Origin of the sequence: Halovivax limisalsi, assembly GCF_023093535.1 — an archaeon.
In the GTDB taxonomy this organism is placed as follows: Archaea; Halobacteriota; Halobacteria; order Halobacteriales; family Natrialbaceae; genus Halovivax; species Halovivax limisalsi.
Window position 1 is genome coordinate 583,821 of the sequence record NZ_CP095757.1, and the last position, 19,839, is coordinate 603,659.

Annotated in this window: 23 protein-coding genes; 12 read left to right on the forward strand and 11 right to left on the reverse strand. The window is 68.8% G+C overall.

Annotation, left to right across the window (positions count from 1 at the left end; all coding sequences use genetic code 11):
• Positions 1–9: 9 nt before the first annotated feature.
• Positions 10–354 (reverse strand): DUF6176 family protein, encoded by a 345-nt coding sequence (locus tag MXA07_RS02460; protein ID WP_247730472.1) that lies wholly within the window; start codon positions 352–354, stop codon positions 10–12.
• A gap of 347 nt (positions 355–701) precedes the next feature.
• On the opposite strand from MXA07_RS02460, the gene MXA07_RS02465 reads away from it, so the two are divergent.
• Positions 702–1,169 carry a universal stress protein gene (locus MXA07_RS02465; protein ID WP_247730473.1) on the forward strand — a complete coding sequence of 156 codons (468 nt, stop codon included), beginning with the start codon at positions 702–704 and terminating at the stop codon, positions 1,167–1,169.
• Between the two features lie 195 nt (positions 1,170–1,364).
• Here the strand turns inward: MXA07_RS02465 and MXA07_RS02470 are convergent, their stop codons facing one another.
• The 6 genes from MXA07_RS02470 to MXA07_RS02495 form a co-directional block, all read right to left on the reverse strand.
• The gene (locus tag MXA07_RS02470) at positions 1,365–1,766 is read right to left on the reverse strand and encodes a PIN domain-containing protein (protein ID WP_247730474.1); all 402 of its coding nucleotides are present in this window, start codon (positions 1,764–1,766) and stop codon (positions 1,365–1,367) included.
• A gap of 3 nt (positions 1,767–1,769) precedes the next feature.
• Entirely contained in the window at positions 1,770–2,036 is a 267-nt protein-coding gene (locus MXA07_RS02475; RefSeq protein ID WP_247730475.1) for an AbrB/MazE/SpoVT family DNA-binding domain-containing protein, read from the reverse strand.
• A gap of 218 nt (positions 2,037–2,254) precedes the next feature.
• On the reverse strand, positions 2,255–4,975 hold the full coding sequence (gene leuS, locus MXA07_RS02480; RefSeq protein WP_247730476.1) for a leucine--tRNA ligase: 2,721 nt from the start codon (positions 4,973–4,975) through the stop codon (positions 2,255–2,257).
• 154 nt (positions 4,976–5,129) lie between these two features.
• Entirely contained in the window at positions 5,130–5,552 is a 423-nt protein-coding gene (locus MXA07_RS02485) for an Hsp20/alpha crystallin family protein (protein WP_247730477.1), read from the reverse strand.
• Positions 5,553–5,684: 132 nt separating this feature from the next.
• Positions 5,685–6,488: a prephenate dehydratase gene (pheA, locus tag MXA07_RS02490; protein WP_247730478.1), complete on the reverse strand. Its 804-nt coding sequence runs from the start codon at positions 6,486–6,488 to the stop codon at positions 5,685–5,687.
• A 325-nt stretch (positions 6,489–6,813) separates the two neighbouring features.
• On the reverse strand, positions 6,814–7,122 hold the full coding sequence (locus MXA07_RS02495) for a non-histone chromosomal MC1 family protein (protein ID WP_247731694.1): 309 nt from the start codon (positions 7,120–7,122) through the stop codon (positions 6,814–6,816).
• A 296-nt stretch (positions 7,123–7,418) separates the two neighbouring features.
• On the opposite strand from MXA07_RS02495, the gene MXA07_RS02500 reads away from it, so the two are divergent.
• Both MXA07_RS02500 and MXA07_RS02505 read left to right on the forward strand, forming a co-directional pair.
• Positions 7,419–7,616: a hypothetical protein gene (locus tag MXA07_RS02500; RefSeq protein ID WP_247730479.1), complete on the forward strand. Its 198-nt coding sequence runs from the start codon at positions 7,419–7,421 to the stop codon at positions 7,614–7,616.
• 212 nt (positions 7,617–7,828) lie between these two features.
• Complete coding sequence (locus MXA07_RS02505) at positions 7,829–9,040, forward strand: carboxylate--amine ligase (RefSeq protein ID WP_247730480.1); 1,212 nt, start codon at positions 7,829–7,831, stop codon at positions 9,038–9,040.
• A 40-nt stretch (positions 9,041–9,080) separates the two neighbouring features.
• Here MXA07_RS02505 and pheT read toward each other — a convergent pair whose 3' ends face one another.
• The 3 genes from pheT to MXA07_RS02520 all read right to left on the reverse strand — a co-directional run bounded on the left by pheT (position 9,081) and on the right by MXA07_RS02520 (position 13,433).
• A complete protein-coding gene (gene pheT / locus MXA07_RS02510; protein WP_247730481.1) occupies positions 9,081–10,928 on the reverse strand; it encodes a phenylalanine--tRNA ligase subunit beta in 1,848 nt (615 codons plus the stop codon).
• Entirely contained in the window at positions 10,928–12,475 is a 1,548-nt protein-coding gene (gene pheS, locus MXA07_RS02515; RefSeq protein ID WP_247730482.1) for a phenylalanine--tRNA ligase subunit alpha, read from the reverse strand. The genes pheT and pheS overlap by 1 nt, the downstream gene beginning before the upstream one ends.
• A 286-nt stretch (positions 12,476–12,761) precedes the next feature.
• The gene (locus MXA07_RS02520) at positions 12,762–13,433 is read right to left on the reverse strand and encodes a helix-turn-helix domain-containing protein (protein ID WP_247730483.1); all 672 of its coding nucleotides are present in this window, start codon (positions 13,431–13,433) and stop codon (positions 12,762–12,764) included.
• Between the two features lie 91 nt (positions 13,434–13,524).
• Between MXA07_RS02520 and MXA07_RS02525 the strand changes: the two genes are divergently transcribed.
• From MXA07_RS02525 to MXA07_RS02565, 9 genes are all read left to right on the forward strand, one after another.
• Positions 13,525–15,075 carry a cytochrome P450 gene (locus MXA07_RS02525; protein ID WP_247730484.1) on the forward strand — a complete coding sequence of 517 codons (1,551 nt, stop codon included), beginning with the start codon at positions 13,525–13,527 and terminating at the stop codon, positions 15,073–15,075.
• A gap of 148 nt (positions 15,076–15,223) precedes the next feature.
• On the forward strand, positions 15,224–15,874 hold the full coding sequence (locus tag MXA07_RS02530) for a class I SAM-dependent methyltransferase (RefSeq protein WP_247730485.1): 651 nt from the start codon (positions 15,224–15,226) through the stop codon (positions 15,872–15,874).
• A gap of 83 nt (positions 15,875–15,957) precedes the next feature.
• Entirely contained in the window at positions 15,958–16,143 is a 186-nt protein-coding gene (locus tag MXA07_RS02535) for a hypothetical protein (RefSeq protein ID WP_247730486.1), read from the forward strand.
• 68 nt (positions 16,144–16,211) lie between these two features.
• On the forward strand, positions 16,212–16,712 hold the full coding sequence (rimI, locus tag MXA07_RS02540) for a ribosomal protein S18-alanine N-acetyltransferase (RefSeq protein WP_247730487.1): 501 nt from the start codon (positions 16,212–16,214) through the stop codon (positions 16,710–16,712).
• A 118-nt stretch (positions 16,713–16,830) separates the two neighbouring features.
• Entirely contained in the window at positions 16,831–17,292 is a 462-nt protein-coding gene (locus MXA07_RS02545) for a DUF5810 domain-containing protein (RefSeq protein WP_247730488.1), read from the forward strand.
• 68 nt (positions 17,293–17,360) lie between these two features.
• Complete coding sequence (locus MXA07_RS02550) at positions 17,361–17,783, forward strand: DUF5809 family protein (RefSeq protein ID WP_247730489.1); 423 nt, start codon at positions 17,361–17,363, stop codon at positions 17,781–17,783.
• 72 nt (positions 17,784–17,855) lie between these two features.
• The gene (locus tag MXA07_RS02555; RefSeq protein ID WP_247730490.1) at positions 17,856–18,119 is read left to right on the forward strand and encodes an AbrB/MazE/SpoVT family DNA-binding domain-containing protein; all 264 of its coding nucleotides are present in this window, start codon (positions 17,856–17,858) and stop codon (positions 18,117–18,119) included.
• 64 nt (positions 18,120–18,183) lie between these two features.
• Positions 18,184–18,750, forward strand: a complete 567-nt coding sequence (locus tag MXA07_RS02560) for an NUDIX hydrolase (protein ID WP_247730491.1) — start codon at positions 18,184–18,186, stop codon at positions 18,748–18,750.
• 115 nt (positions 18,751–18,865) lie between these two features.
• A complete protein-coding gene (locus MXA07_RS02565) occupies positions 18,866–19,222 on the forward strand; it encodes a rhodanese-like domain-containing protein (RefSeq protein WP_247730492.1) in 357 nt (118 codons plus the stop codon).
• 69 nt (positions 19,223–19,291) lie between these two features.
• On the opposite strand, the gene yciH is transcribed toward MXA07_RS02565, so the two are convergent.
• Positions 19,292–19,585 carry a stress response translation initiation inhibitor YciH gene (gene yciH, locus MXA07_RS02570; RefSeq protein WP_247730493.1) on the reverse strand — a complete coding sequence of 98 codons (294 nt, stop codon included), beginning with the start codon at positions 19,583–19,585 and terminating at the stop codon, positions 19,292–19,294.
• Positions 19,586–19,839: the final 254 nt, after the last annotated feature.

Consider the following 19,839-nt stretch of genomic DNA (forward strand, 5'->3'; position numbering starts at 1 on the left):
GGAGTTCCACTACGGCAGTTCCGGATTATCCAGGTGGTACAGGAAGTCGAAGTCTCCGACGTCTTCACCGGTTTCGAGTACGTCCATCATAACCTGTTTGTGTTCGACATCGATGGGGTGTGTGGATTCCTCGAACGCGTCGTAGACGCGCTGCATGTCCTCCGCCTTCATGTAATAGACCAGGAACTCTCCATCGTCCGTGTGTTCGATAAAGGCCGTTTCCGCGTGCATTCCTTCGTTCTGTAACGTTTCGACCGCCTCTGAGTTGCGATTTCGGACTTCTCGTGCCCACGTCTCCAGACGACGAGTTTTCTCTGGTTCTATTTTCTGCTTCGTGAGGACTATCTCTGCCATACATATCGTCCGATCCGACACTGTATAAAAATTAGGCGGGGCTCGAAACCCGCGTGTTGCGTGGAAGCGTCCGGACTACCGCATTCGCGTCCGGAGTGTGCGATCGAGACGGTAGCAGCCATTCGGCGCTGGTCTTGGACCCAGCGAGGGGCGGTTTCGCGCCGCAACTGGCACGACGAGTCGTGCAGTGCTCGTTGGCATGGGATGCGGGACGTAGCACCACGAATTCCCGAATGAACTCGTCCCGACTGGTCGCCGTAATTTCGAGTCCGTCCGGATGTACGCCGGCTGGCAAATACGCTTAACTTACCAGATGCCCGTTCTCCACTGTCTTCAGAGACCCAGATATGGTGCTTCTCATTCCGTACGATGGCTCGGCGCTGTCCAAGACCGCGCTGTTGCACGCGGCGCGCTCGGCGACGCTCTACGAGCAGACGCCGCTCGCGGTGACGGTCATTCCGGATTCCAACGCCGCCTACGCGCGGGAGAACGGCTGGATCGCCGAGCACGAGACCTTCGATAGAGCGACCATCGTCTCGCGGTTGCGCGAGCAGGTCGCGGAACTCGCCCCCGAAGCCGACTTCGAGTACATCTTCGTGGACCGCGCCGCACCGTCGGGAACGATCTCGAACCGAATCCGGGAGTTCGCTCGCGAGCGGGAGACGGCGGCCATCTTCATCGGGAGCGAGAACGCGGGCCACACCATGCTCGGGATGGACAGCGTCGGCGGTCGGGTGGCGTTCGAACACGCCGCCGATATCGCGATCATCCGCAATTCCCTTCCGGAAGTCGAGGGCGGTGGCGAAGACGGGTAGCTCGCGTTCGGTTGTTCTCTCAACGGGCGGTTCGTCTCCCTGCCGTGGATGGTCGACCCGGCGATCTATCTCAACATGGACGGGTTCGCGATATCAGCATGCCCTCGCGGCCGCGTACCCACAGTTCCCACTGTGGTCTCCGCCGTCGGATTGCGTCGCGACGGCTGCTCCCGAATCGAATCGATCCATCGCGCCTCACTCGGAGGATCCGCGTTCCAGTGGTGTGCGCTCGAGGCCGACGGTGTCGTAGTCCTGTTCGGTCGAAAGCACGCGCTCTTCGCGGGTCGTGACAAGTCCAGCGTGAAGCGCGTCGAACGGGGTGAGATCGTACTCGTCGAGGAACGCCGCGGCGGCCAGAACCGCATCTTCGTGTTCGCTCGGCACGATTGGCACCAGTTCGAGCAAGTTGGCGATCGCCCTGGACGCATCGATGTCGTCCGCGGCGGCCTCGCGGTCGTAGAACAACACCAGCACTTCGGCGTACGCGAGTATCGAGGTGTGGATGTCGTCGCGCTCTTCGAGGGCGCGGAGGGCAGCCTCCTGAAGCCGGTCGTCGTCTTTCACCAGCGCCGTGAGAAAGTCGGTTTCGACGTACACGCTTCACTCCTCGCCGTCATGCGACCGACTGTCCGCTTCCGCTCGAACCTCCCGAGCGATCGCTTCGCGTGCGTCCGCTTTCAACTCCTCAGTCTCCCCCTCCGCGAATGCATCGCCGACGGCGGCCCTGAGACCCTCCATCGGATCCTCGTCGACGGGGAAGAGCGCGACGTGGCTGGGGAGTTCGACGATGCGATACTGGTCACCGAATCGCTCGCGGACGTCCTTCGGGAGGTAGATTCGCCCCCGCTCGTCCGTCGATTTCGACATGGCGTGCGAACCCCTCGTACGTAAATAGACAAAAATATTCCCGTATTTTGGTCAGATTTCCCGTCCACCTCGTTCTGTCTAGCCGCGGTACCTCACACCATCTTCATGTCCTGGGTCGGACAGTTCACTCATCGCCCGCCGACAGAGTTCAAAGCCGACCATGGGCAACGAGCGAACAGAGTACAGGTCAGCAAGCCGAAAATTATAGCGGGTCCGGCCTACTCGACGATCTCGATGCCCGGTCGACCGGGTTCGGCGTCCCCGACCGCGCTCCCGTCGGCTTCGTCGGCGTCGAGCACTCGCACGGGCGCGTCGAACTCGCGCTCGACGAGCCACGCCGCGGCCTCGAGCGCCTCGCGCTCCGCGTCGGGACCGAGCGTCTCGCGCAGGGCCTCCCGTTCGGCCTGCAGGTCCTGGCCGTAGTCCGCGGCGGCGTCGCCCTGCTCGCGGATGTGGTCGTGGCCCATCAACTCGCCGATCAGGTTGTCGGCGTCGCTCTCGACGGCGATCTCGAGGGCGTCGTACTTCCAGTCGGGCGCGACGACGACGTCGATGCGCTCGGGCTCGTCGATGCCGGCGACGTCGACGATGTCGCGGACGTCCTCGCGGGTGTTCTCGACCAGGCGTCGTCGTCGCTCGACGCCCTCGCGGTCGACGGTGGCGGTCGGCCAGTCGGCGTCGACGACGAAGCCGTCGCGGTCGAGTTCCTCCCACAGCTCCTCGGCGAGGTGGGGCGCGACGGGCGCAAGCAGGCGCAGCACCGCCGAGAGGCCGCGCTCGAAGGTGTCTGGGTGGGGATCGGTGTAGTCGGCGTACTGGCGCAGCGTCCTGACGAGGTCCTTGGCTTCCCGCAGTGCGCGGTTGAACTGCAGGGCCTCGTACTCCTCGCCGGCGATGGCGACCGCGGCGTCGATCTCGCCGTCGACGTAGCTCGCGACGGCGTTCGCGTCGCCCGACGGCGGCTCGGACACGAAGTCCGAGACCGTCTCCGTCAGGCGCGTCAGGAAGGCGTACGTCGAGCGGACGCCCTCCTCGCTCCAGTCGAAGTCCTTGTCGGGCTGGGCGGCCTGCATCATGAAGAGGCGGGCCGTGTCCGCGCCGTACTCCTCGACGATGCGCTGGGGCGAGACGACGTTGCCCTTCGACTTGGACATCTTCGAGCCCTCGAGCTGGACCATCCCCTGGGCGAGCAGGTTCTCGAACGGTTCGCGGAACTCGAGGCCCTCGTGGTCGGCGAGCACCTTCGTGAAGAACCGGGAGTACAGCAGGTGCATCACGGCGTGTTCGATGCCGCCGACGTACTGATCGACGGGCAGCCAGTCGTTGGCGCGGTCGACGTCGAACGGCGCGTCCTCGAGGTCGGGCGAGACGTAGCGGAGGAAGTACCACGAGGAGTCGACGAAGGTGTCCATCGTGTCCGTCTCGCGCTCGGCGGGGCCGCCGCAGTCGGGGCAGGTCGTCTCCTTCCACTCGGTCGCCGCGTCGAGCGGGTTGCCGGTCGTGTTGACGAACTCGGGCAGCTCGACGGGCAGGTCGTTCTCGGGGACGAGGACGGACCCGCAGTCCTCGCAGTGGACGACCGGGATCGGCGTCCCCCAGTAGCGCTGGCGGGAGATGCCCCAGTCGCGCAGCTGGTACTGCGCGCTGTGCTCGGCGCTCTCGATGTCGGCGGTCAGGCGCTCGCGGGCCGTCTCGCTGTCCAGGCCGGTGTACTCGCCCGAGTCGACCAGGACGCCGTCGTCGGTGAACGCCGACTCGGAGACGTCCGGCGCGTCGGGAGCGGATCCGTCGCCGGCCGATTCCGCGTCGTCCGCAGCCGGTTCCGGGGCGATAACGGGCCGAATCTCGACGCCCATCTTCTCGGCGAAGGCGTGGTCGCGGTCGTCGTGGCCGGGGACGCCCATCAGCGCGCCCGTGCCGACGTCCGAGAGGACGAAGTCGGCGACGAAGACGGGGATCTCCTCGCCCGTCGCGGGGTTCGTCGCCGTCATGTCCGTCGCGACGCCGTTGGGCTCGTCGCCTTCGGGATCGGCCTCGTGCTCGACGAAGTGGCGGATCTCCTCGTCGTCCGCGGCCAGCTCCTCGCTGATCGGGTGGTCGGGTGCCAGCGCGAAGAACGTCGCCCCGTAGATGGTGTCGACGCGGGTGGTGAAGGCCTCGACGGGGCCGTACTCCCGCGGCTCGCTCCCCTCACCCCGTTCGTTCGAGGCGCGTGGCGCCTCGCGAACCTCAAACTCCAGTTCCGTCCCGTACTGGCGGCCGATCCAGTTCCGTTGCATCTGGCGGACCGAGTTGGGCCACCCTTCCAGGTCGTCGATCGCCTCCAGCAGTTCGTCGGCGTACTCGGTGATCTCGAGGAACCACTGCTCGAGTTCGCGGGTCTCGACGGGGGTATCACACCGCCAGCAGAGTTCGGCCTCGCCCTCGACCTGCTCGTCGGCCAGCACCGTCTCGCAGTGGGGACACCAGTTGACCTCGGCGGCCCGACGATCGACCAGTTCCTCCTCGTGGAACCGGGAGAAGAGCCACTGGTTCCACCGGTAGTACTCGGGCTCGCAGGTCGTGACCTCCCGGTCCCAGTCGAAGCCGAGGCCGATCGACTCCATCTGCTCGCGCATGCGCTCGATGCAGTCGAACGTCCAGTCCCGCGGGTTGGTATCGCGTTCCTTCGCGGCGTTCTCGGCGGGCAGTCCGAAGGCGTCCCACCCCATCGGGTGGAGGACGTCGTCGCCGCGCAGCCGGCGGTAGCGGGCGTAGGCGTCCGTGATCGTGTAGTTGCGGACGTGGCCCATGTGGAGTTCGCCCGAGGGATAGGGATACATCCCGAGGACGTACGTCGGCTCGTCGACGTCGTCCGGCGTCCGGTACACGGCCGCGTCGTCCCACGCGTCCTGCCACCTGGCCTCGACCGCCGCGTGGTCGTAACCCTCTGCGCTCATTACACCAACCTGGGGGGATGGCGACCCTTAACCTTTCCATACCGCGAGAACGGTGAGCGTTCGACCGGCCGGCCAGACGGAAGGGTCGATTGCTGCTCGATCGCCGATCGACCGGGAGACCGGATCGCTCGCTCGAAAAGGAATCAGCGTTTCGTTACGAGATGTCGATCTGGTGGCCGCCGTCCTCGCCGGCGAGTTTGGGTAGCGTGACCGTCAGGACGCCGTTGTTGTACGTCGCCTCGACGCCCTCCTCGTCGACGGGCTCGGGCAGGCGAACCCGGCGGCTGACCGTCTCCTGGGTGCGCTCGCGGCGGATGAAGTCGCCCCCCTCGTCCGTCGCCTCGGTGTCGCGGCTGGCTTCGAGCTTCAGCGCGCCCTCGACCAGCCGGAGGTCGACGTCTTCGGTCTCGTAGCCCGGCAGGTCGGCGGTGACGACGTACTCCGATCCGGTATCCGCGACGTCGATGCCCGTCCCGCCGGGGAGGCCGAGCCCGGAGTCGCGGCCCATCCCCTCCTCGAACTGGCCGCCCAGTCGGTCGAGCAGGTCCTCGAGGTCGTCGAACGGATTTCGTCGCATACCGATTAGTTGGACGCGAGCGGAAATAAGTCCTCCCCCGACGCCCGGCCCCGGCCGCCCGGTCCGGGGCGTGCTCGTCGAGCCGCTCGCGGTGGCCGGGGCTCTCGAACGAGCCGATCCGGGGAGGTCCGGTCACTCGACGTCGGTCACGTCGTAGGCGCCGAGTCGTATCACGGCCGCCTCGCCGGCGACGTCCTCGACGGCGTCGAGCGCCTCGCGCGTCCGCGGTTCGTCGAGCCCGGCCTCGATGTCGAGGTGGAAGACGTACTCGCCGAGTTCGTTCCCGGTGGGTCGCGATTCGATCCGCGAGAGGTTCACTTCCCGTTCCGCGAAGGGTTCGAGCAGCTGGTAGAGCAGGCCGGGGTGGTTCGTCTCGGGGGCGATCACGAGCGTCGACTTCTCCCCGCTCGTCGAGCGTTCGGCATCCGGCGCGAGGACGAAGAATCGGGTTCGGTTCGAGGATCGATCCTGCACGTCGCTCGCGAGGACGCCCACGCCGTCGCCGGCGGCCGACGGGTGCGCGATGGCGGCGACGTCGGCGTCGCGTCTGGCGAGGTCGACGGCGGCGGCCGTGCTCGAGACAGCCTCCCGCGTCGCGTTCGGATACGCGTTCGAGAGGAAGTCCCGACACTGCGCGAGCGCCTGGGCGTGGCTGGCGACGGTCTCGAACGACCCGGTCTGGGCGAGCAGGGCGTGGCGGATCGGCAGGACCCGCTCGCCGACGACGGCGACGTCCGCGTCGACCAGCGCGTCGAGGGTTTCCGTGACGCTGCCTTCGATGCTGTTCTCGATGGGGACGACGCCCCGGTCGGTCTCGCCGCGATCCACGGCGGCGACGATCGCGCTCACCGACGGCTCGAACGAGACGTCGTCGTCCAGGGTTCGCGCCGCCCGGTGCGAGTAGGTCCCGGCCGGGCCGAGCGTACGTACGGTCACAGTCGGGGTACGGTCGACGGGGGGAAAACACCGTCGCTCGGGCTCGCTGCCGACGCCGACCGGCCGGACCGTCCGACTCGGCCGGTGACCGACGCTCGATCGTCCGTCCACATTGGGGCCGATCGGGCGGAACGTCCTGTCAGCTGGCTCGCCGAGTGGCCATCGGAGCCCGCAAATCTGGCCGACCGGAACGCTATCGTGGACGTTCCCGGTCGACGAACGCGTCGCTCAATCGTCGCTCGATCGTCGCGCTACCGCGAGAAATCTCGTCCGGGAACGCGCGCCGGCGGTGGCCCGGCGACGCGCGGTCGATCGGGACGCCGGCTCACTCGTCGAGGTGGTCGATCCCCTGCTTCGAGACGTTCGCTTCGGTGATCCGATCCGGCATCCAGTCCGGTTTGTCGTCGGGGGCGGTCTCCTCCCAGGCCCAGCCCTCGTAGATGTGGACTTTGTCGGTCCCTTTCTCCCGGAGCTGTAGTTCGACCCGGTCGGCGTCGGCCTCGCTCGACCCGGGTTCGAGTCGCCGGGCCGCTTTCAGTGCCGCCTGCCGCGGGGTGTTCCCCGAGAACACGCTCGATTCGTCGCCGCCGTCTTCGCGCAGCGCGAAGTTTCGTTTGCCGTCGTCACGTACCATGGTTCCAGCCTCCATGCCAGACCAGCGCACAATGTGACATAAAGATATCCCCGACAATCGGCCGACTGCGTCGGTATGTTTAAGTGAAATGCGGTTCACGTCGATGGGATTTCGATCGAACACCGCCGGACGGCGTGACGATCCCGGGTCGAGGGGGATGGATCGTTGCGTATCGAATCCGACCCGTCGGATCGATCGTCCGTTCGAATCGCCGGACCGTCTCCGAAAATCATCGATCGTGTCGTAGAAAACACTTAAGTATATCCTGCGGCGAACCTCTCAGTAAGAATCCCGCGATGGTCCGGAAAAAGACGCTGAGTCCAAGCGGTGCGAAAGACGAGGAGGGAAATTATCACAACGTACACCTCAATCTCCACGAGGACGAACTCGCGGTCGCCGGCATGCAGATCGGAGACGAGGTGTTCGTCCGCGTGCGAGACGGGAAAATCATCATCCAGAAGGCCGACGAGGACGAGCTCGACCACGAATTCTAGAGCCTGACGTATCGAGCGGGCCCATCCGTTGACCCCCGGTACGGGAACGACCGCCATCGCCGCTCGAACTGCGAACAAGTAGCGTTGGAGCCGGATCTCCGCGGGAGACGACCGCTCGCTGGGCCTCGAAACACTGTAACCACACCCTAGCCGGGCGGACGAGCCCCGTCCGAGCCGGATAACTACCATCGGTCCCCGTCCAGGATCGGACGATGGAGCCCGACTGGACCGAGGCGGACGGATCGGCGGCCGTCGTCCCGGCGATCGACGCGCCGAGCAGCGTCGCCTGCCTGCGTTCGCTCGCCGAGCGGGGCGTCGGGACGATCGTCGCCTCGGAGTCGCCGACGGCACCGGCGCTTGCCTCCGCGTTCTGCGACGAGGGGATCGCGGTCCCCGCGCCCGACGACGACCTGCTCGCCTACCGCGATAGCCTCCTCGCACTTGCCCGGCGGCCGGCCGTCCGGACGATCGTTCCCGTTCGCGAGGCCGACGTCTACGTCCTCTCGCGGTACCGCGAGGCGTTCGCCCGGTCGATGCAGACGCCGTGGCCCGATATGGAGGCGCTCGCTGCGGTGCAGGACCGCCGCCGACTTTTCGACGCCGCGGACCGGGCCGGCGTGGGCGCGCCCGAAACCGGTCCGGTGAGCGACCTCGACGACCCCGCCCGCGAGTGGATCGTCAAGCCGCGCTACTCCATTCTCGCCGACGCCTACGTCGACTGCGAGCCCGACGAGTGTACCGCGCCGCCGTCGACCACGTACCTCCCGCCGGGAACCGAACCCGACGTCGAGGGCCTGACCGCCGAGATGGGCCACGAACCGATCTACCAGGCGTACGTCCGGACGCCCCACGAGTACGGCTTCTTCGCGCTCTACGACGAGGGCGAGCCGGTCGCCACCTTCCAGCACCGCCAACGGCGCGGCTACAGCTACGCCGGCGGGCCGAGCGCCTTCCGCGAATCCGTCGACATTCCGGACCTCGAAGCCGCCGGATTGGCCCTCCTCGACGAACTCGACTGGCACGGCCTGGCGATGGTGGAGTTCCTCCGCGACGAGGCGACCGGCGAGTTCAAACTCATGGAGATCAACCCCCGATTCTGGTCGTCGCTCCCGTTTTCCGTCCAGGCCGGCGCGGACTTCCCGTCGTACTACTGGGACCTCTCGAACGGCGGCTGCGACCCCGTCGGCGCCGCCTACGACGTCGGCGTCGCCGGCCACCTCCTGCGCGGCGAACTGTGCTACCTCTACTCCATTCTCGCCGACGACGTCGACCTCGTCGATCGACCCTCGTTCCCCGCCGAACTCGCGTCGGTGGCGCGCTCGCTCGTCGCCCAGCCCCGCTTCGACTACCTCCGGCGGGACGACCCGCGCCCGTTCGTCCGCGACGTGCGGAACGCGATCGCGTCGATTCGACCGGGGCGGTGAACCGAATCGCCAGCTGCACCAGCGTCCGATCGCGCTGTTCCTAGTCGGCGTCGAGCCCCGCCAGATCGACCTCGAACGCCGCGACGGGCACTTCGAGGTCGCGCTCGACGAGCACGCGCGGGTGGAGTTCGCCGAGAACGCCCACCGCCTCGCCGTCGAGGACGACGCTCGCCGCCCGGCCGTCGACGAACGAGGGGTGGTCGGTCGGGGGCGTCTCCAGGTCGACGTCGAACGCGCGACAGAGCGCCTGGAGGCGGGATTTGGCGTCCTCGTAGGCGGCGTCGTGGCGCGCGAGGACGCCGGCGACGCGGCGCGACTCGGCGACGCTCGTGTTCGCCGACTCGTCGACCTCGGCGACGAAACCCACCTCGGCGAGGTCCTGGGGGTACGCGCGGTGGGTGTTGTTCTCGAGGACGGTCAGCAGCGAGGGCAGGGCCCAGGTTCGGACGATGGCGTAGTCCTCGCTGTAGGCGTTCTTGATGCGCGCGGGCTCGCCGCCGCCGAGGACGTCGGTTCCCGGCTCGACGGCCATCCGATCGTAGGTGTCCGATTCGCCGATGAGGTGGAAATTCAGCATGTCCTCGAACCCGAGGCCGACGAGCGTCTCGCGGACGGCTTCCTCGAGGCGGCTGCGCTCGTGGCGCCCGCCGACGGTACCGGCGTCGGGATAGCGCGGCTCGAGTTCGTTGAAGCCGTAGGCTCGCCCGAGGTCGTCGATCACGTCCAGCGGGTGGAGCACGTCGACGCGGTAGGGCGGGATGGTGACCTCGTAGGCGAGATCGCCGTCCGGCGATGCGGTATCCGACTCGCTGGCGACGCCGGCGCTCGCCGCCGTCTCGACCTCGCCGCCCGACGGAACGTCCGCTTCCAGTCCGGAGCGCTCGGCGAGATCCCGCACCTCCTCGGGGTCGAGGTCGATGCCGAGGATCGACTCGATCCGGTCGTGGGCGACGGTCTTGGTCTTCGTCGAGAGTTCCGGCCGGACGAGCGCCCGGGCGTCGTCCTCGTTCGCGCCGGCCTCGGTGGCACCGCCGCTCGCCTCGATGGCCGACGCGGCGACCGACGCGTCGGCGTACTCGACGGTGACGTCCTCGACGGTCGCGCCGCGGGCGTCGAAGGCGTAGCAGACGATCGCGAGCATCTTGTCGATCGTCCACTGGTCGGTGCCGGTCATCTCGACGAACAGCTCGCGCGAGTCCGTCGAGACCTCCGTCCGGCGACCGTTGATCACCGGCGGGAACGAGAACAGCCCGATGTCGTCGTAGATCGCGGGCATCGCCTCGTAGTCGGCGACGACGGGCGCGTACTCGCGGCCAGTCGGGTGTTCCTCGAGCACCTCGCCGGGCGTCAGCTCCTGGTCGGAATCCAGCGGGACGAAGCGCTCGCCGTCGCGGGCGACGCCGGTGTAGCGGATCGTCGGGTTGCCCTCGGTCGCCGGCGCCCCTCTGAGCATCGCCAGGTCGTGGATCCCGATCGCGCCCTTCACGCGGTTTCGGCCCATCGTCGCGTGGAGCTTCTCCTGGAGCTGGATGACGGAGTCGAGCGAGTCTTCGTCCAGGTCGACGCCCCGGATCACCGCGCCGGTGACGTACGGGCGCTCGGCCGGGACGTCCTCGTCCACCCGGATGCTCCAGTCGGACTCGGTCGTCGTCGGGACGTAGACGCCGCGATCCTCGCCGTAGTGGTAGCGCAGCGAGCGGGCGATCCCCTCGACGGAGAGCCGGTCGAGGCGGTCCGGCTCGAACTCGAGCTGGAAGTCGCCGTCCTCGCTCTCGCCCTCGTACTCGATCCCGAGGCTGAACAGGTCCTCGAGCAACTCGTCGTCGGAGATCTCCGTCGCACCCGAGAGCCGGCGCAGCTCGTCGGGATCGATGTCGACGGTGGGCATCAGTAGACCACCTCCGCGTTCCGCAGGAACGCCAGGTCCGCGAGCGACCCGTGGATGTCGCGGATGTCCTCGGCGCCCGTGATGAGCATGGCCAGCCGCTCCAGGGCGAGCCCCCACGCCATCACGTCGCAGTCGACGCCCAGCGGCTCCAGCATCTCCTCGCGGAAGATGCCCGAGTTGCCGATCTCGATGAGCTCGCCGGTCGTCGGGTGCTCGCCGAACAGCTCGAAGCTGGGCTCGGTGTAGGGGTTGTACGTTGGCTTGAACTCGATGTCCGTAATGTCGAAGTGGGCGTAAAACTCCTCGAAGGTGCCCATCAAGTCCCGGATCGAGAGGTCCTCGACCATCACCCAGCCCTCGATCTGGAAGAACTCGAGCAGGTGGGTCGCGTCCAGCTCGTCGTTCCGGTAGGCCTTCTCGACGCTGAAGAAGCGCTGGGGCGGCTCCAGTTCGCCCACCTGGTGGCCCGAGAGGTACCGCGCCGACAGCGAGGTGGTGTGGCCGCGAAGCGCGAGCGCGCGGGCGAAGTCCTCGTCCCAGGGGGAGTGATAGCCCTCGCTATCCTCGCCGACGCCCTCGCGGTGGGCGCGTTCGACCCGCTCGACCAGCTCCTCGGGGAGGTCGTCGATGTGACTGGGCTCCTCGAGAGCGAAGCGATCCCAGTGGGTTCGCGCCGGGTGGTCCTGGGGCATGAACAGGCAGTCGTTGATCCAGAAGTCCGCGTCGACGTGCGGCCCGTCCATCTCCTGAAACCCCATCCCGACGAGGACTTCCTTCACTCGCTCCGCGGTCCGCCGGAGCACGTGCATTCGACCGCCGTGCAGTTCCGCGGCGTCGGCCTCGACGTTGTACTCGGCGAACTCGGCGTCGCGCCAGTCGCCGCTGGTGAGCAGGTCGGGCGTGACCTGGCCGACGGTCTCGGCCGTCTCGACGCCGGCCATCAGCTCCGTGACGCCGGCGTCGGTCAGCGTCGCCGAGCGGACGGTCGTCTCGCGGCGCTCGATCAACTCGCGGCGTTCGAGCTGATCCAGCGTGCCGGCGTCGACGTCGAGATCGTCGACGGGGACGCCGGATCCGTCGGAATCGCCGGCCGCTTCGTTCGCGATCGCCGCCAGCGCGGCCGCCTCCGGGTCGGCGTCGGGGTCGGCGTCCGGATCGGCCCGCAACTCGCCGCTCTCGATCGTCCCGTATCCCTTCCGGGCGAAGTTCGAGAGGGCGATGTCCACCTGCGGCCCCTCGAGTCCGGACGCGCCGATGACCTGCCCCATCTGGACGGGCGCCTCGTCGGCGCCGGCTTCGAGCCCCGCCTCGTAGAGGCGAACCTCCGGCAACCCCTCGGCCGCGTACGCGGCGCCCTCGTCCGTGAGGGCGATCGATTCCTCGGCGGCCTCGGTGACGGCGACCAGCCCGTCCTCCTCGAGCGCGAAGAGCGCGCCCGTGACGGTTTCCGGGGGCAGGTCGGTCGCCGCCGCGAGGGCGTCGACGGTCTGTGCCTCGTCTGCGCTCGCGGCCTCCAAGACCGCGACCTGTGCCTGTGGCAATTGCATTCGCTTGTGTAGTAGCGCGCGTGTCGGTCAGTTAGCGCTTCCGACTCCCGGCCGCAGCCCGATACCGGGAGCACGCCGGCTCCGGCCGGCAGCTCGACAGTGTGGACGGTTTCGCCCCGATCGCCCGGTGTGGGCGGCCCGGGATCCACCGCGCCCGTCACCGGGCGAGGAAGAAGCCGAATCCCGTCCGCGATCGCGGCTGCTGGCGAACTGCACACCGACGGCGGGATTCGCTCGTCATACGCGTCACACCGGCGAGCATCGAGAAAAACCTTGCGACCCCCTCTCACTCCGGGCGACCGCGGTCGGGCGTCTCGAGCAGGTGCGAGAACACCGTCGACTCCGCGATCCGCAGGTGTTTGCCGACGGTCCCGGCCTCGATCCCGAGCGCCGCGGCGATGGCGTCGTGGGTCGTCCCGCGGGGGTTCTCGTAGTAGCCCATCGCGGCGGCCGTGTCGACGACCTCGCGCTGCCGGTCGGTCAGCGCGGCGAGCGGGCCGTCGACGCTGGGTCGGTACGGCCCGGTCGCGACGAGTTCGACGTCGAGCTCGTCGGGGACGCTCCCGGCCGCGGCCTGGAGGTCGCGCTCCCGACCGACGAGCGTGAGGAGCTGGTCGCCCTGGTGCGTGTACTCGATCGGCGGGACGACGATCACGGGACTCGCCCGCTCTCGACGGACGAGCCGCGAGGCGAGCGGCGTGGGCTCGACGCGGCTGTAGCAGATGCCGGAGCCGTCGTCGGCGACGGCGAACTCGTGGACGGCCTCGGCGTCGGCGAGTAGCTCGCGGTGGCGCTCGGCGTCGCCGTCGATCTCGGCCAGCAGGACGAGCGTCCCGTCATCGAGTACCTCGAAGGCGTGGATCGCCCGGCGCCGGACGTTCGGCTCGGTCGACAGCTCGTGCTCGATCGGGTGGTAGGCCGGTTCGTCCGTCGAGATGGCGACCGTCACGTAGCGCATCGTGCGGTACGCTACCGTTCGGCCCGGCGATATAAACCCGGTTCGGATGCGTCGGCCCAGGGCTATCGTCGTGGCGCTCCGACGATCGGACATGAGCGATCCGAAATCGCCGCCGAGCCCGGACGGCCTTCCCGTCCTCGGTACCGGACTCACCTACGCTCGCGATCCGCTGGGGGCGTACGAACGGTGGGCCAACCAGGGCGACGTCGTCTCACTTCGCCTGCCCGGCCAGCAGCTGTACCTGGTGAGCGAGCCCGAGCTGATCGAGACGGTGCTGCTCGATCGCGACCGGTTCGTCCTGAGCGAGGCCCAGCGCGAGGTGTTCGCGGGCCTCGAAGACCACGCCGTCACCGCGACGCGCGGCGACGAGTGGCGCCGCCTGCGGAACGCGATCGGGCCGGCGTTCTCCCGCGAGGCGATCGATCGCTACGCCGACGGCGTGGTGGCGGCGGTCGCCTCGCGCGTCGACGCGTGGGACGACGGCGAGCGGGTCGACCTCCACCGCGAGATGCGCCTGCTGAGCCTGACCGTCCTGACGACCACGCTGCTGGACGTCGAGATCGACGGGTACGAGGACGTGATCCTCGACGCCGCCGACGCGACCATCGCCCGCGCGGACCTCCGCCGGCCGGGCCAGCTCCTGCCGGACTGGGTGCCGACGCCGACGGAGCGACGCTTTCGGCGGGCCGTTCGCGAACTCGACGCGTTCGTCGCGAGCGTGATCGAGGACCGCCGGGACTCGCTCGCCGAATCGGCGGACGGCGGATCGGCCGCCGCCGACTCCGCCGGGGCCGTCGCTGCCGCCCGTTCAGAAGCGCACGGGGGCGATCGGGCAGCCGCCGCTACCGAACCGACAGCCGACGGCTCCGACCCGTCGACCGCCGACACCGATTCCCGGACGAACGGGTCCGACGTGGCGTCCGCGCTCTTTGCGGCCCGCGACCGCGGCGATCTCACGACGGCGGAACTCCGCGACAACCTCGTCGCGATGCTGCTCGGCGGGCACGACAGCGCGGCCGTCGCGTTCACTTACGCCTGGTATCTCCTGAGTCAGCATCCCGACGAGCGCGATCGGCTCGTCGACGAGTACGAGGCGGCGGTCGAGCGCGCGGGGCCGGCCGCCGCGGAGGCGGCGGATCGATCGTCGACGGATCGACCGTCGAGCAGGCCACTCGACGCCGGTGCGCTCGATCTCGACGACCTGTCCCACGCGCGCCGGATCGTCGACGAGACCCTTCGCCTCTTCCCGCCCGCGCCGGTCACGGCCCGCCAGACCACGAGGTCGGTCACCCTCGGCGGCTATCGCCTCCCGGCCGGCGCGCAGGTGCTGTGCCCCCAGTGGGTCTGCCACCGCGACGAGCGGTGGTGGGACGACCCCGAGACGTTCGATCCCTCCCGGTGGGACGGCGAGGCGGATCGACCCGACTACGCGTACTTCCCGTTCGGCGGCGGACCGCGCTACTGCATCGGCGCGGCGTTCGCCCGCCAGGAACTCACGCTCGGCCTGGCGACGATGGCCGGCCGCTGTGCGCTGGACGTCGACGCCGACGAACCCCTGTCGCTGGCCCCGTCGATCACGCTCCGGCCCGAGACGGACCTGCCCGCGACCGTCCGCAAGCGGGCCGTTCGGGCGGAGTCGTGACCCGGACGACGCGGATCCCAAACCGGCCGACACCGATCGCACATTGGGTCCGGATCGAGCGGGCGCCGGCCCCGGTCGAGCGCGAATCGACTGTCGGTCGACCGCGACCGAGACCAATATATTTCACCATCCCGCGCGACGGGCCGATATGAGTCGGGGCTGGGATCGGGTCTACGACGACGCCGACTACGACCGCCGCGCGTACCTGGGCGGCGAGGAGATGATCGACTATCTCGAGCGCTTTTGCGACCGGTTCGGCCCGTTCGAGGACGTCGTCTCGGTGGGCTGCGGCCCCGCGGTCGTCCCCTTCGCGCTGGCCGAGCGCCGTCCCGAGCTCTCGATCACCGGCCTCGACGCCGCCGAGCGCGTCGTCGCGGACAACCGCGAGTTGGCGGCCGAGCGCGACCTCGCGAACCTCTCGTTCGCCGTCGACTCGCTCCCCGACCTCGACGTCGACCGCCGGTTCGACCTGGTTTACTGCGCGGCGACGCTGTACTTCGTCGCCGACGCCGAACGGGCCCTCTCCAGCCTTTACGAATTGGTTCGGCCCGGCGGCACACTCGTGGTGAACTACCCGAACGAGCGCACCCGCGAGTGGGCCAGGGACCACGACGACGAGAAACGGGTGGACTTCTCGCTGGTCGCCGCGGGGGACAACCTGCTCTCGCGCGAGCGGATCGGCGAGCGACTCGACGCCGAGGTGCGCGACTACTGGACGGCGGTCGACGCGGCCGACGCCGACTTCGTCTCGCCGGAGACGCCGATGGTCTACGTCGAGCGCCCGGCGGGAAGCGAGTAGCCGACGCTGCCGGTCGGATCGAGCGGCTGGCCGTCTGCTGCAAGGCGGCGGCCTTTGTCCCGGCCCGGCGTTCGTGGCCACGCATGGGAGACGACTCCACACCGGTCGACGACTCCGAGCCGGGCGACGATTCCGCGCCGGACGAGGAACCCCGGAAAGCCGAGCAGGGACAGTACGGCGGGACCGAGGACGCGCAGCCGGACCCGGAACTGGACGAGGGGGACCAGAAACCGGAGGGCCGAGAACCGGAGGAGGACGCGGGGTCCTGACCGCCGAGCAGATCGCCCGGACCGCGGGAGCAACGGCTTTCTTGTATCCGTGGAACGAACGCGCATTCGTGACGATCACCCGGCCGGACCCGGACGGCGTGGCCATCCGCCCCGCGGAACGAGCGGACCTGCTCGCGGTCGTCCGCATCGAATCCGCGTCCTTCCCGGAGCCCTGGCCGATGAGCGCGTTCGAGCACTTCCTCGGTCAGCCGGGCTTCCTCGTCGCCGTCGATCCCGCCGACGCGGTCGCGGGCTACGCCGTCGCCGACGTGACGCCGACCCACGGCGGCCTGCTCGGCCACCTCAAGGACATCGCCGTCCACCCCGAGCGGCGCGGCGAGGGCGTCGCGACCGCGCTGCTCGAGCGCGTCTTCGCCGTCCTCCGTGAGCACGGCGCCGACAGCGTCAAACTCGAAGTGCGCGAGTCGAACGATCCGGCCCGCGAACTCTACCGGTCGGCCGGCTTCGAACCGCTCCGTCGCGTCGAGGGCTACTACGGAAACGGCGAGGACGCCCTCGTGCTGCTGCGCGAGATCGACGGCGGGTCCGACCCGCTCGACGCCTTTTGACCGCCCAACCCGCCGAATCGGCCGGGCGCGGGGTCGTCGGAGAGGCCCGGCTGGGCCGCTGAACTGGCGCGCCGTCCCGAGCGTGGCCGTTTTCACCCTCGCGGCGCTACCGTCGGCCATGGGATACGCGTGTCCGGTCTGCGGCGCCGAACAGGCCGACGGGGTTCACCTCGCGAATCACCTCGCCGTCACCGCCTCGCTCGACCGCCCTGACCACCGCGAGTGGCTCGACGAACACGCCCCGGACTGGGTCGACGACGCGCCCGCCGACCTCGCCGACCGCGTCACCGCCCACGCCCCCGAGATCGAGACGCCCGAGTTCGCGTCGGCGGGCGGCGAGCGCCCGGGCGTCGGGTTCGAGGCCCACCTCGCCCGGCACGGACGGGGGCCGGGACGGACCGCTCCCGCGGGACCCGGCGGCGCTGATATCGACCGGGACCAGCCCCGGTCCGACGACGTCGAGGCCGTGCTCGAAGAAGCCCGGGACCTGACCGAGCGGATGACCCGGGGCAGTGCGGACGATCGCGACGGTGGCGACGATGAACCAGGAGCTGACGAGGGAAACGACGACGAGCGCTGATCGGTTCCTCTCGGATCGGAGCGGCCGAAGCCGAAACCCCCTAACCGCGAGCCGTTCTACCGCGAGGTATGGAGACGGAGGGATTTTTCGACCCGTCGACCGTCGAGGAGGCCCGCGAGTACTACGAGGGGGTCGGTCCGACGGCCCGAACGACCGTCCGCGAGGTGGCGCGCGCGATGGACTTCGACCGCGATGAGTACGACGACCGGGTGACGAGCGAGGTGGTCGCGACCGCCCGCGACGCCACCTTCGCCGGCCTGCTCGCCGTTACCGTCGGCTCGCGCGACGCCTACGACGAGTGGCGCGACGCCTACGACGGCGAGGTCCACGAGATCGGCCACGAGGCCGTCGACCGCGTCGCCTGGCACGCCGGCCCCGCGGGCGAGGCCGTCGCCGCCACCTTCCAGGACGAACCCGAGGCTGCCGTCGCCACGCTGCGCCGACAGGCATTCGGGCGCATCTATCGGCCGCTGTTCGAGACCGAGGACTGAGCGGGTCGGTTGCACACCGCCACGATCGACAGCGACGGAACGTTTTCCACCGACGCCGTCGTACCGAGTGCCATGCGATTCGAGGCGGAGCGGCGAATCGACGAGAACGGACGAGTCACCCTTCCGGAATCCGTACGCGACCAGCTAGATCTCGAGGCGGGTGATCGCGTTCGAATCACCGTCGAAGACGATCGCGTCGTCCTTCGACCGTGCAGTTCGCGGATCGAGTTCGCCGAGTCGATGGCGGGCGTGATCGACGACGAAACGAGGCGGGAGGGTGCGCCATCGCTCACGCCCGCCGACCTGAAAGCCGACTGGACCAGCGACTGGCCGTGATCGAGGCGCGATATCGCTTCCCGAATCGCCACCTTCTATCCGTCAGCCCGCCTCGAACTCGATAATGCCGAACCCTGACGAGCCGACCGATGCCGACGATGACGCCCACGAGTGGCCGATACTCGACTCGCAAACCGAGTACGAGACCGGCTGGTACGACGGCGGCTACGATCTCGTCGAACAGCCAGACGGCAGCGAGAAGCGCTACTACTGGGCCGACCTGCCGGCCGCGGTCGTGATCGTCGCCGTCGTCGAGGGGAAGGTCCTCTTCGTCGAGCAGTATCGCCCGACGACGCGCGAGACGCACCTCGAACTCCCCGCGGGGATCGTCGAGGACGGCGAGACCTACACGGAGGCGGCGATCCGCGAGCTGGAGGAGGAGACCGGTTTCCGCCCGTCGAGCGCGGCCGTGATTCAGGAGTACGCCGTCGCGACGGGCGTCCTGCGCCACGACCGCGCGATCGTCTACGCCGACGGCCTCGAACCAGGCGAGCGCGAACTCGACTCGAACGAGTTCCTCGAGGTCACCACGGTCCCCGTCGACGAGGCGCTCGACCGCGCCCGCGAGCAGCCGGCCAACGACGCGTCGATCAGCGCGCTCTGCCTCGCGACGATCGACGGCTTCCTCTAAGCGGCGTCGATAGCGACGGCGCCGGGACGGGCGCGGCCGATCCGGCCGGCCGATCCGGGATCCGTACGGGGGACTCGTCGGCCTTTTCCCGTTGGGCCACCTCGTTCCGGCATCGATGGACGGAGAAACGACTCCCGACGAACTTGCCGACCGCCTCGATCGCGACGACCCGGTTCGTATCGTCGACATCCGGGACCCGGGCAGCTTCGCCAGCGGTCACATCCCCGGGAGCGAGAACGTCCCGTTCCAGGAGCTCCCCCGGCGCGTCGAGGGACTGGCCGACGCCGACCACATCGTGACGGTCTGTCCGCACGGGAAGGCGAGCGTCCAGGCGGCCCGCCTCGTCGCCTCGTACGAGGGCTGTACGGACGCCCGCGTCGAGAGCCTGGCCGGCGGGCTCGAGGCCTGGCGCGAGCGATACGAGCTCGTCTCCGACGAGGGGTCGCCGGAGGATGCCGCCTCGCCGTTCTGAGGCCAGCCGTCGCTGGTGACGGGGTGGATCGCCGGCGAGAAGGAAAGCAGGTACTCAGATCATCGGGGCTCAGGCGACGTTGAAGCCGCGATCGCGGAGGAAGTCCTCGATGCGGCCGGTGTGGTTGCCCTGGAGTTCGATGTGGGAGTCCTCGACGGTCCCGCCACAGGCGAACTTCGACTTGAGGTCCGAAGAGAGACTGTCGAGGTCGACGTCCTTCGGATCGAACCCTTCGATGATCGTTACCTCTTTGCCGTACCTGCGCTCGTCAATGCGGATTGTGAGTTGCTGCTGGCCCTTCGCGACGTCCTCGCAGACGCAGAGCTCGTCGGGCAACCCGCACGTCGAGCAGACTTCCGACATTACGTTAGGGGCTACGAAATGCGCATATTAAACACTATCGGGACCCGCCGCCCGTCGGTCGATTCTTTTTGAGTGCGGGGCCCGACTCGCTGGACGAATCCCCGCGATCGCGAACGGGGTGTGGACGAATCGTCGATCGCGTGCCCGGTCCGCTCGGGCGGGTTCGATCCGTATCGGTCGACGACGGTTCGAACGGACGGCGCGGATCGAACGGGGGAGAAGTCGATGACGGCTCGAGTCGGCCCGGCTACCCG

Excerpts from the sequence above, each read along its gene's own strand:
- MXA07_RS02495 (WP_247731694.1), bottom strand. The coding sequence starts at position 7,122 with ATGGTACGTGACGACGGCAAACGAAACTTCGCGCTGCGCGAAGACGGC.
- MXA07_RS02520 (WP_247730483.1), bottom strand. The coding sequence starts at position 13,433 with ATGCGCTACGTGACGGTCGCCATCTCGACGGACGAACCGGCCTACCAC.
- MXA07_RS02555 (WP_247730490.1), top strand. The coding sequence starts at position 17,856 with ATGCGATTCGAGGCGGAGCGGCGAATCGACGAGAACGGACGAGTCACC.
- MXA07_RS02550 (WP_247730489.1), top strand. The coding sequence starts at position 17,361 with ATGGAGACGGAGGGATTTTTCGACCCGTCGACCGTCGAGGAGGCCCGC.
- leuS (WP_247730476.1), bottom strand. The coding sequence starts at position 4,975 with ATGAGCGCAGAGGGTTACGACCACGCGGCGGTCGAGGCCAGGTGGCAG.
- MXA07_RS02525 (WP_247730484.1), top strand. The coding sequence starts at position 13,525 with ATGAGCGATCCGAAATCGCCGCCGAGCCCGGACGGCCTTCCCGTCCTC.
- MXA07_RS02460 (WP_247730472.1), bottom strand. The coding sequence starts at position 354 with ATGGCAGAGATAGTCCTCACGAAGCAGAAAATAGAACCAGAGAAAACT.
- MXA07_RS02475 (WP_247730475.1), bottom strand. The coding sequence starts at position 2,036 with ATGTCGAAATCGACGGACGAGCGGGGGCGAATCTACCTCCCGAAGGAC.
- MXA07_RS02545 (WP_247730488.1), top strand. The coding sequence starts at position 16,831 with ATGGGATACGCGTGTCCGGTCTGCGGCGCCGAACAGGCCGACGGGGTT.
- MXA07_RS02565 (WP_247730492.1), top strand. The coding sequence starts at position 18,866 with ATGGACGGAGAAACGACTCCCGACGAACTTGCCGACCGCCTCGATCGC.
- MXA07_RS02505 (WP_247730480.1), top strand. The coding sequence starts at position 7,829 with ATGGAGCCCGACTGGACCGAGGCGGACGGATCGGCGGCCGTCGTCCCG.
- MXA07_RS02560 (WP_247730491.1), top strand. The coding sequence starts at position 18,184 with ATGCCGAACCCTGACGAGCCGACCGATGCCGACGATGACGCCCACGAG.
- MXA07_RS02465 (WP_247730473.1), top strand. The coding sequence starts at position 702 with ATGGTGCTTCTCATTCCGTACGATGGCTCGGCGCTGTCCAAGACCGCG.
- pheS (WP_247730482.1), bottom strand. The coding sequence starts at position 12,475 with ATGCAATTGCCACAGGCACAGGTCGCGGTCTTGGAGGCCGCGAGCGCA.
- MXA07_RS02535 (WP_247730486.1), top strand. The coding sequence starts at position 15,958 with ATGGGAGACGACTCCACACCGGTCGACGACTCCGAGCCGGGCGACGAT.
- MXA07_RS02530 (WP_247730485.1), top strand. The coding sequence starts at position 15,224 with ATGAGTCGGGGCTGGGATCGGGTCTACGACGACGCCGACTACGACCGC.
- pheT (WP_247730481.1), bottom strand. The coding sequence starts at position 10,928 with ATGCCCACCGTCGACATCGATCCCGACGAGCTGCGCCGGCTCTCGGGT.
- yciH (WP_247730493.1), bottom strand. The coding sequence starts at position 19,585 with ATGTCGGAAGTCTGCTCGACGTGCGGGTTGCCCGACGAGCTCTGCGTC.
- MXA07_RS02500 (WP_247730479.1), top strand. The coding sequence starts at position 7,419 with ATGGTCCGGAAAAAGACGCTGAGTCCAAGCGGTGCGAAAGACGAGGAG.
- MXA07_RS02485 (WP_247730477.1), bottom strand. The coding sequence starts at position 5,552 with ATGCGACGAAATCCGTTCGACGACCTCGAGGACCTGCTCGACCGACTG.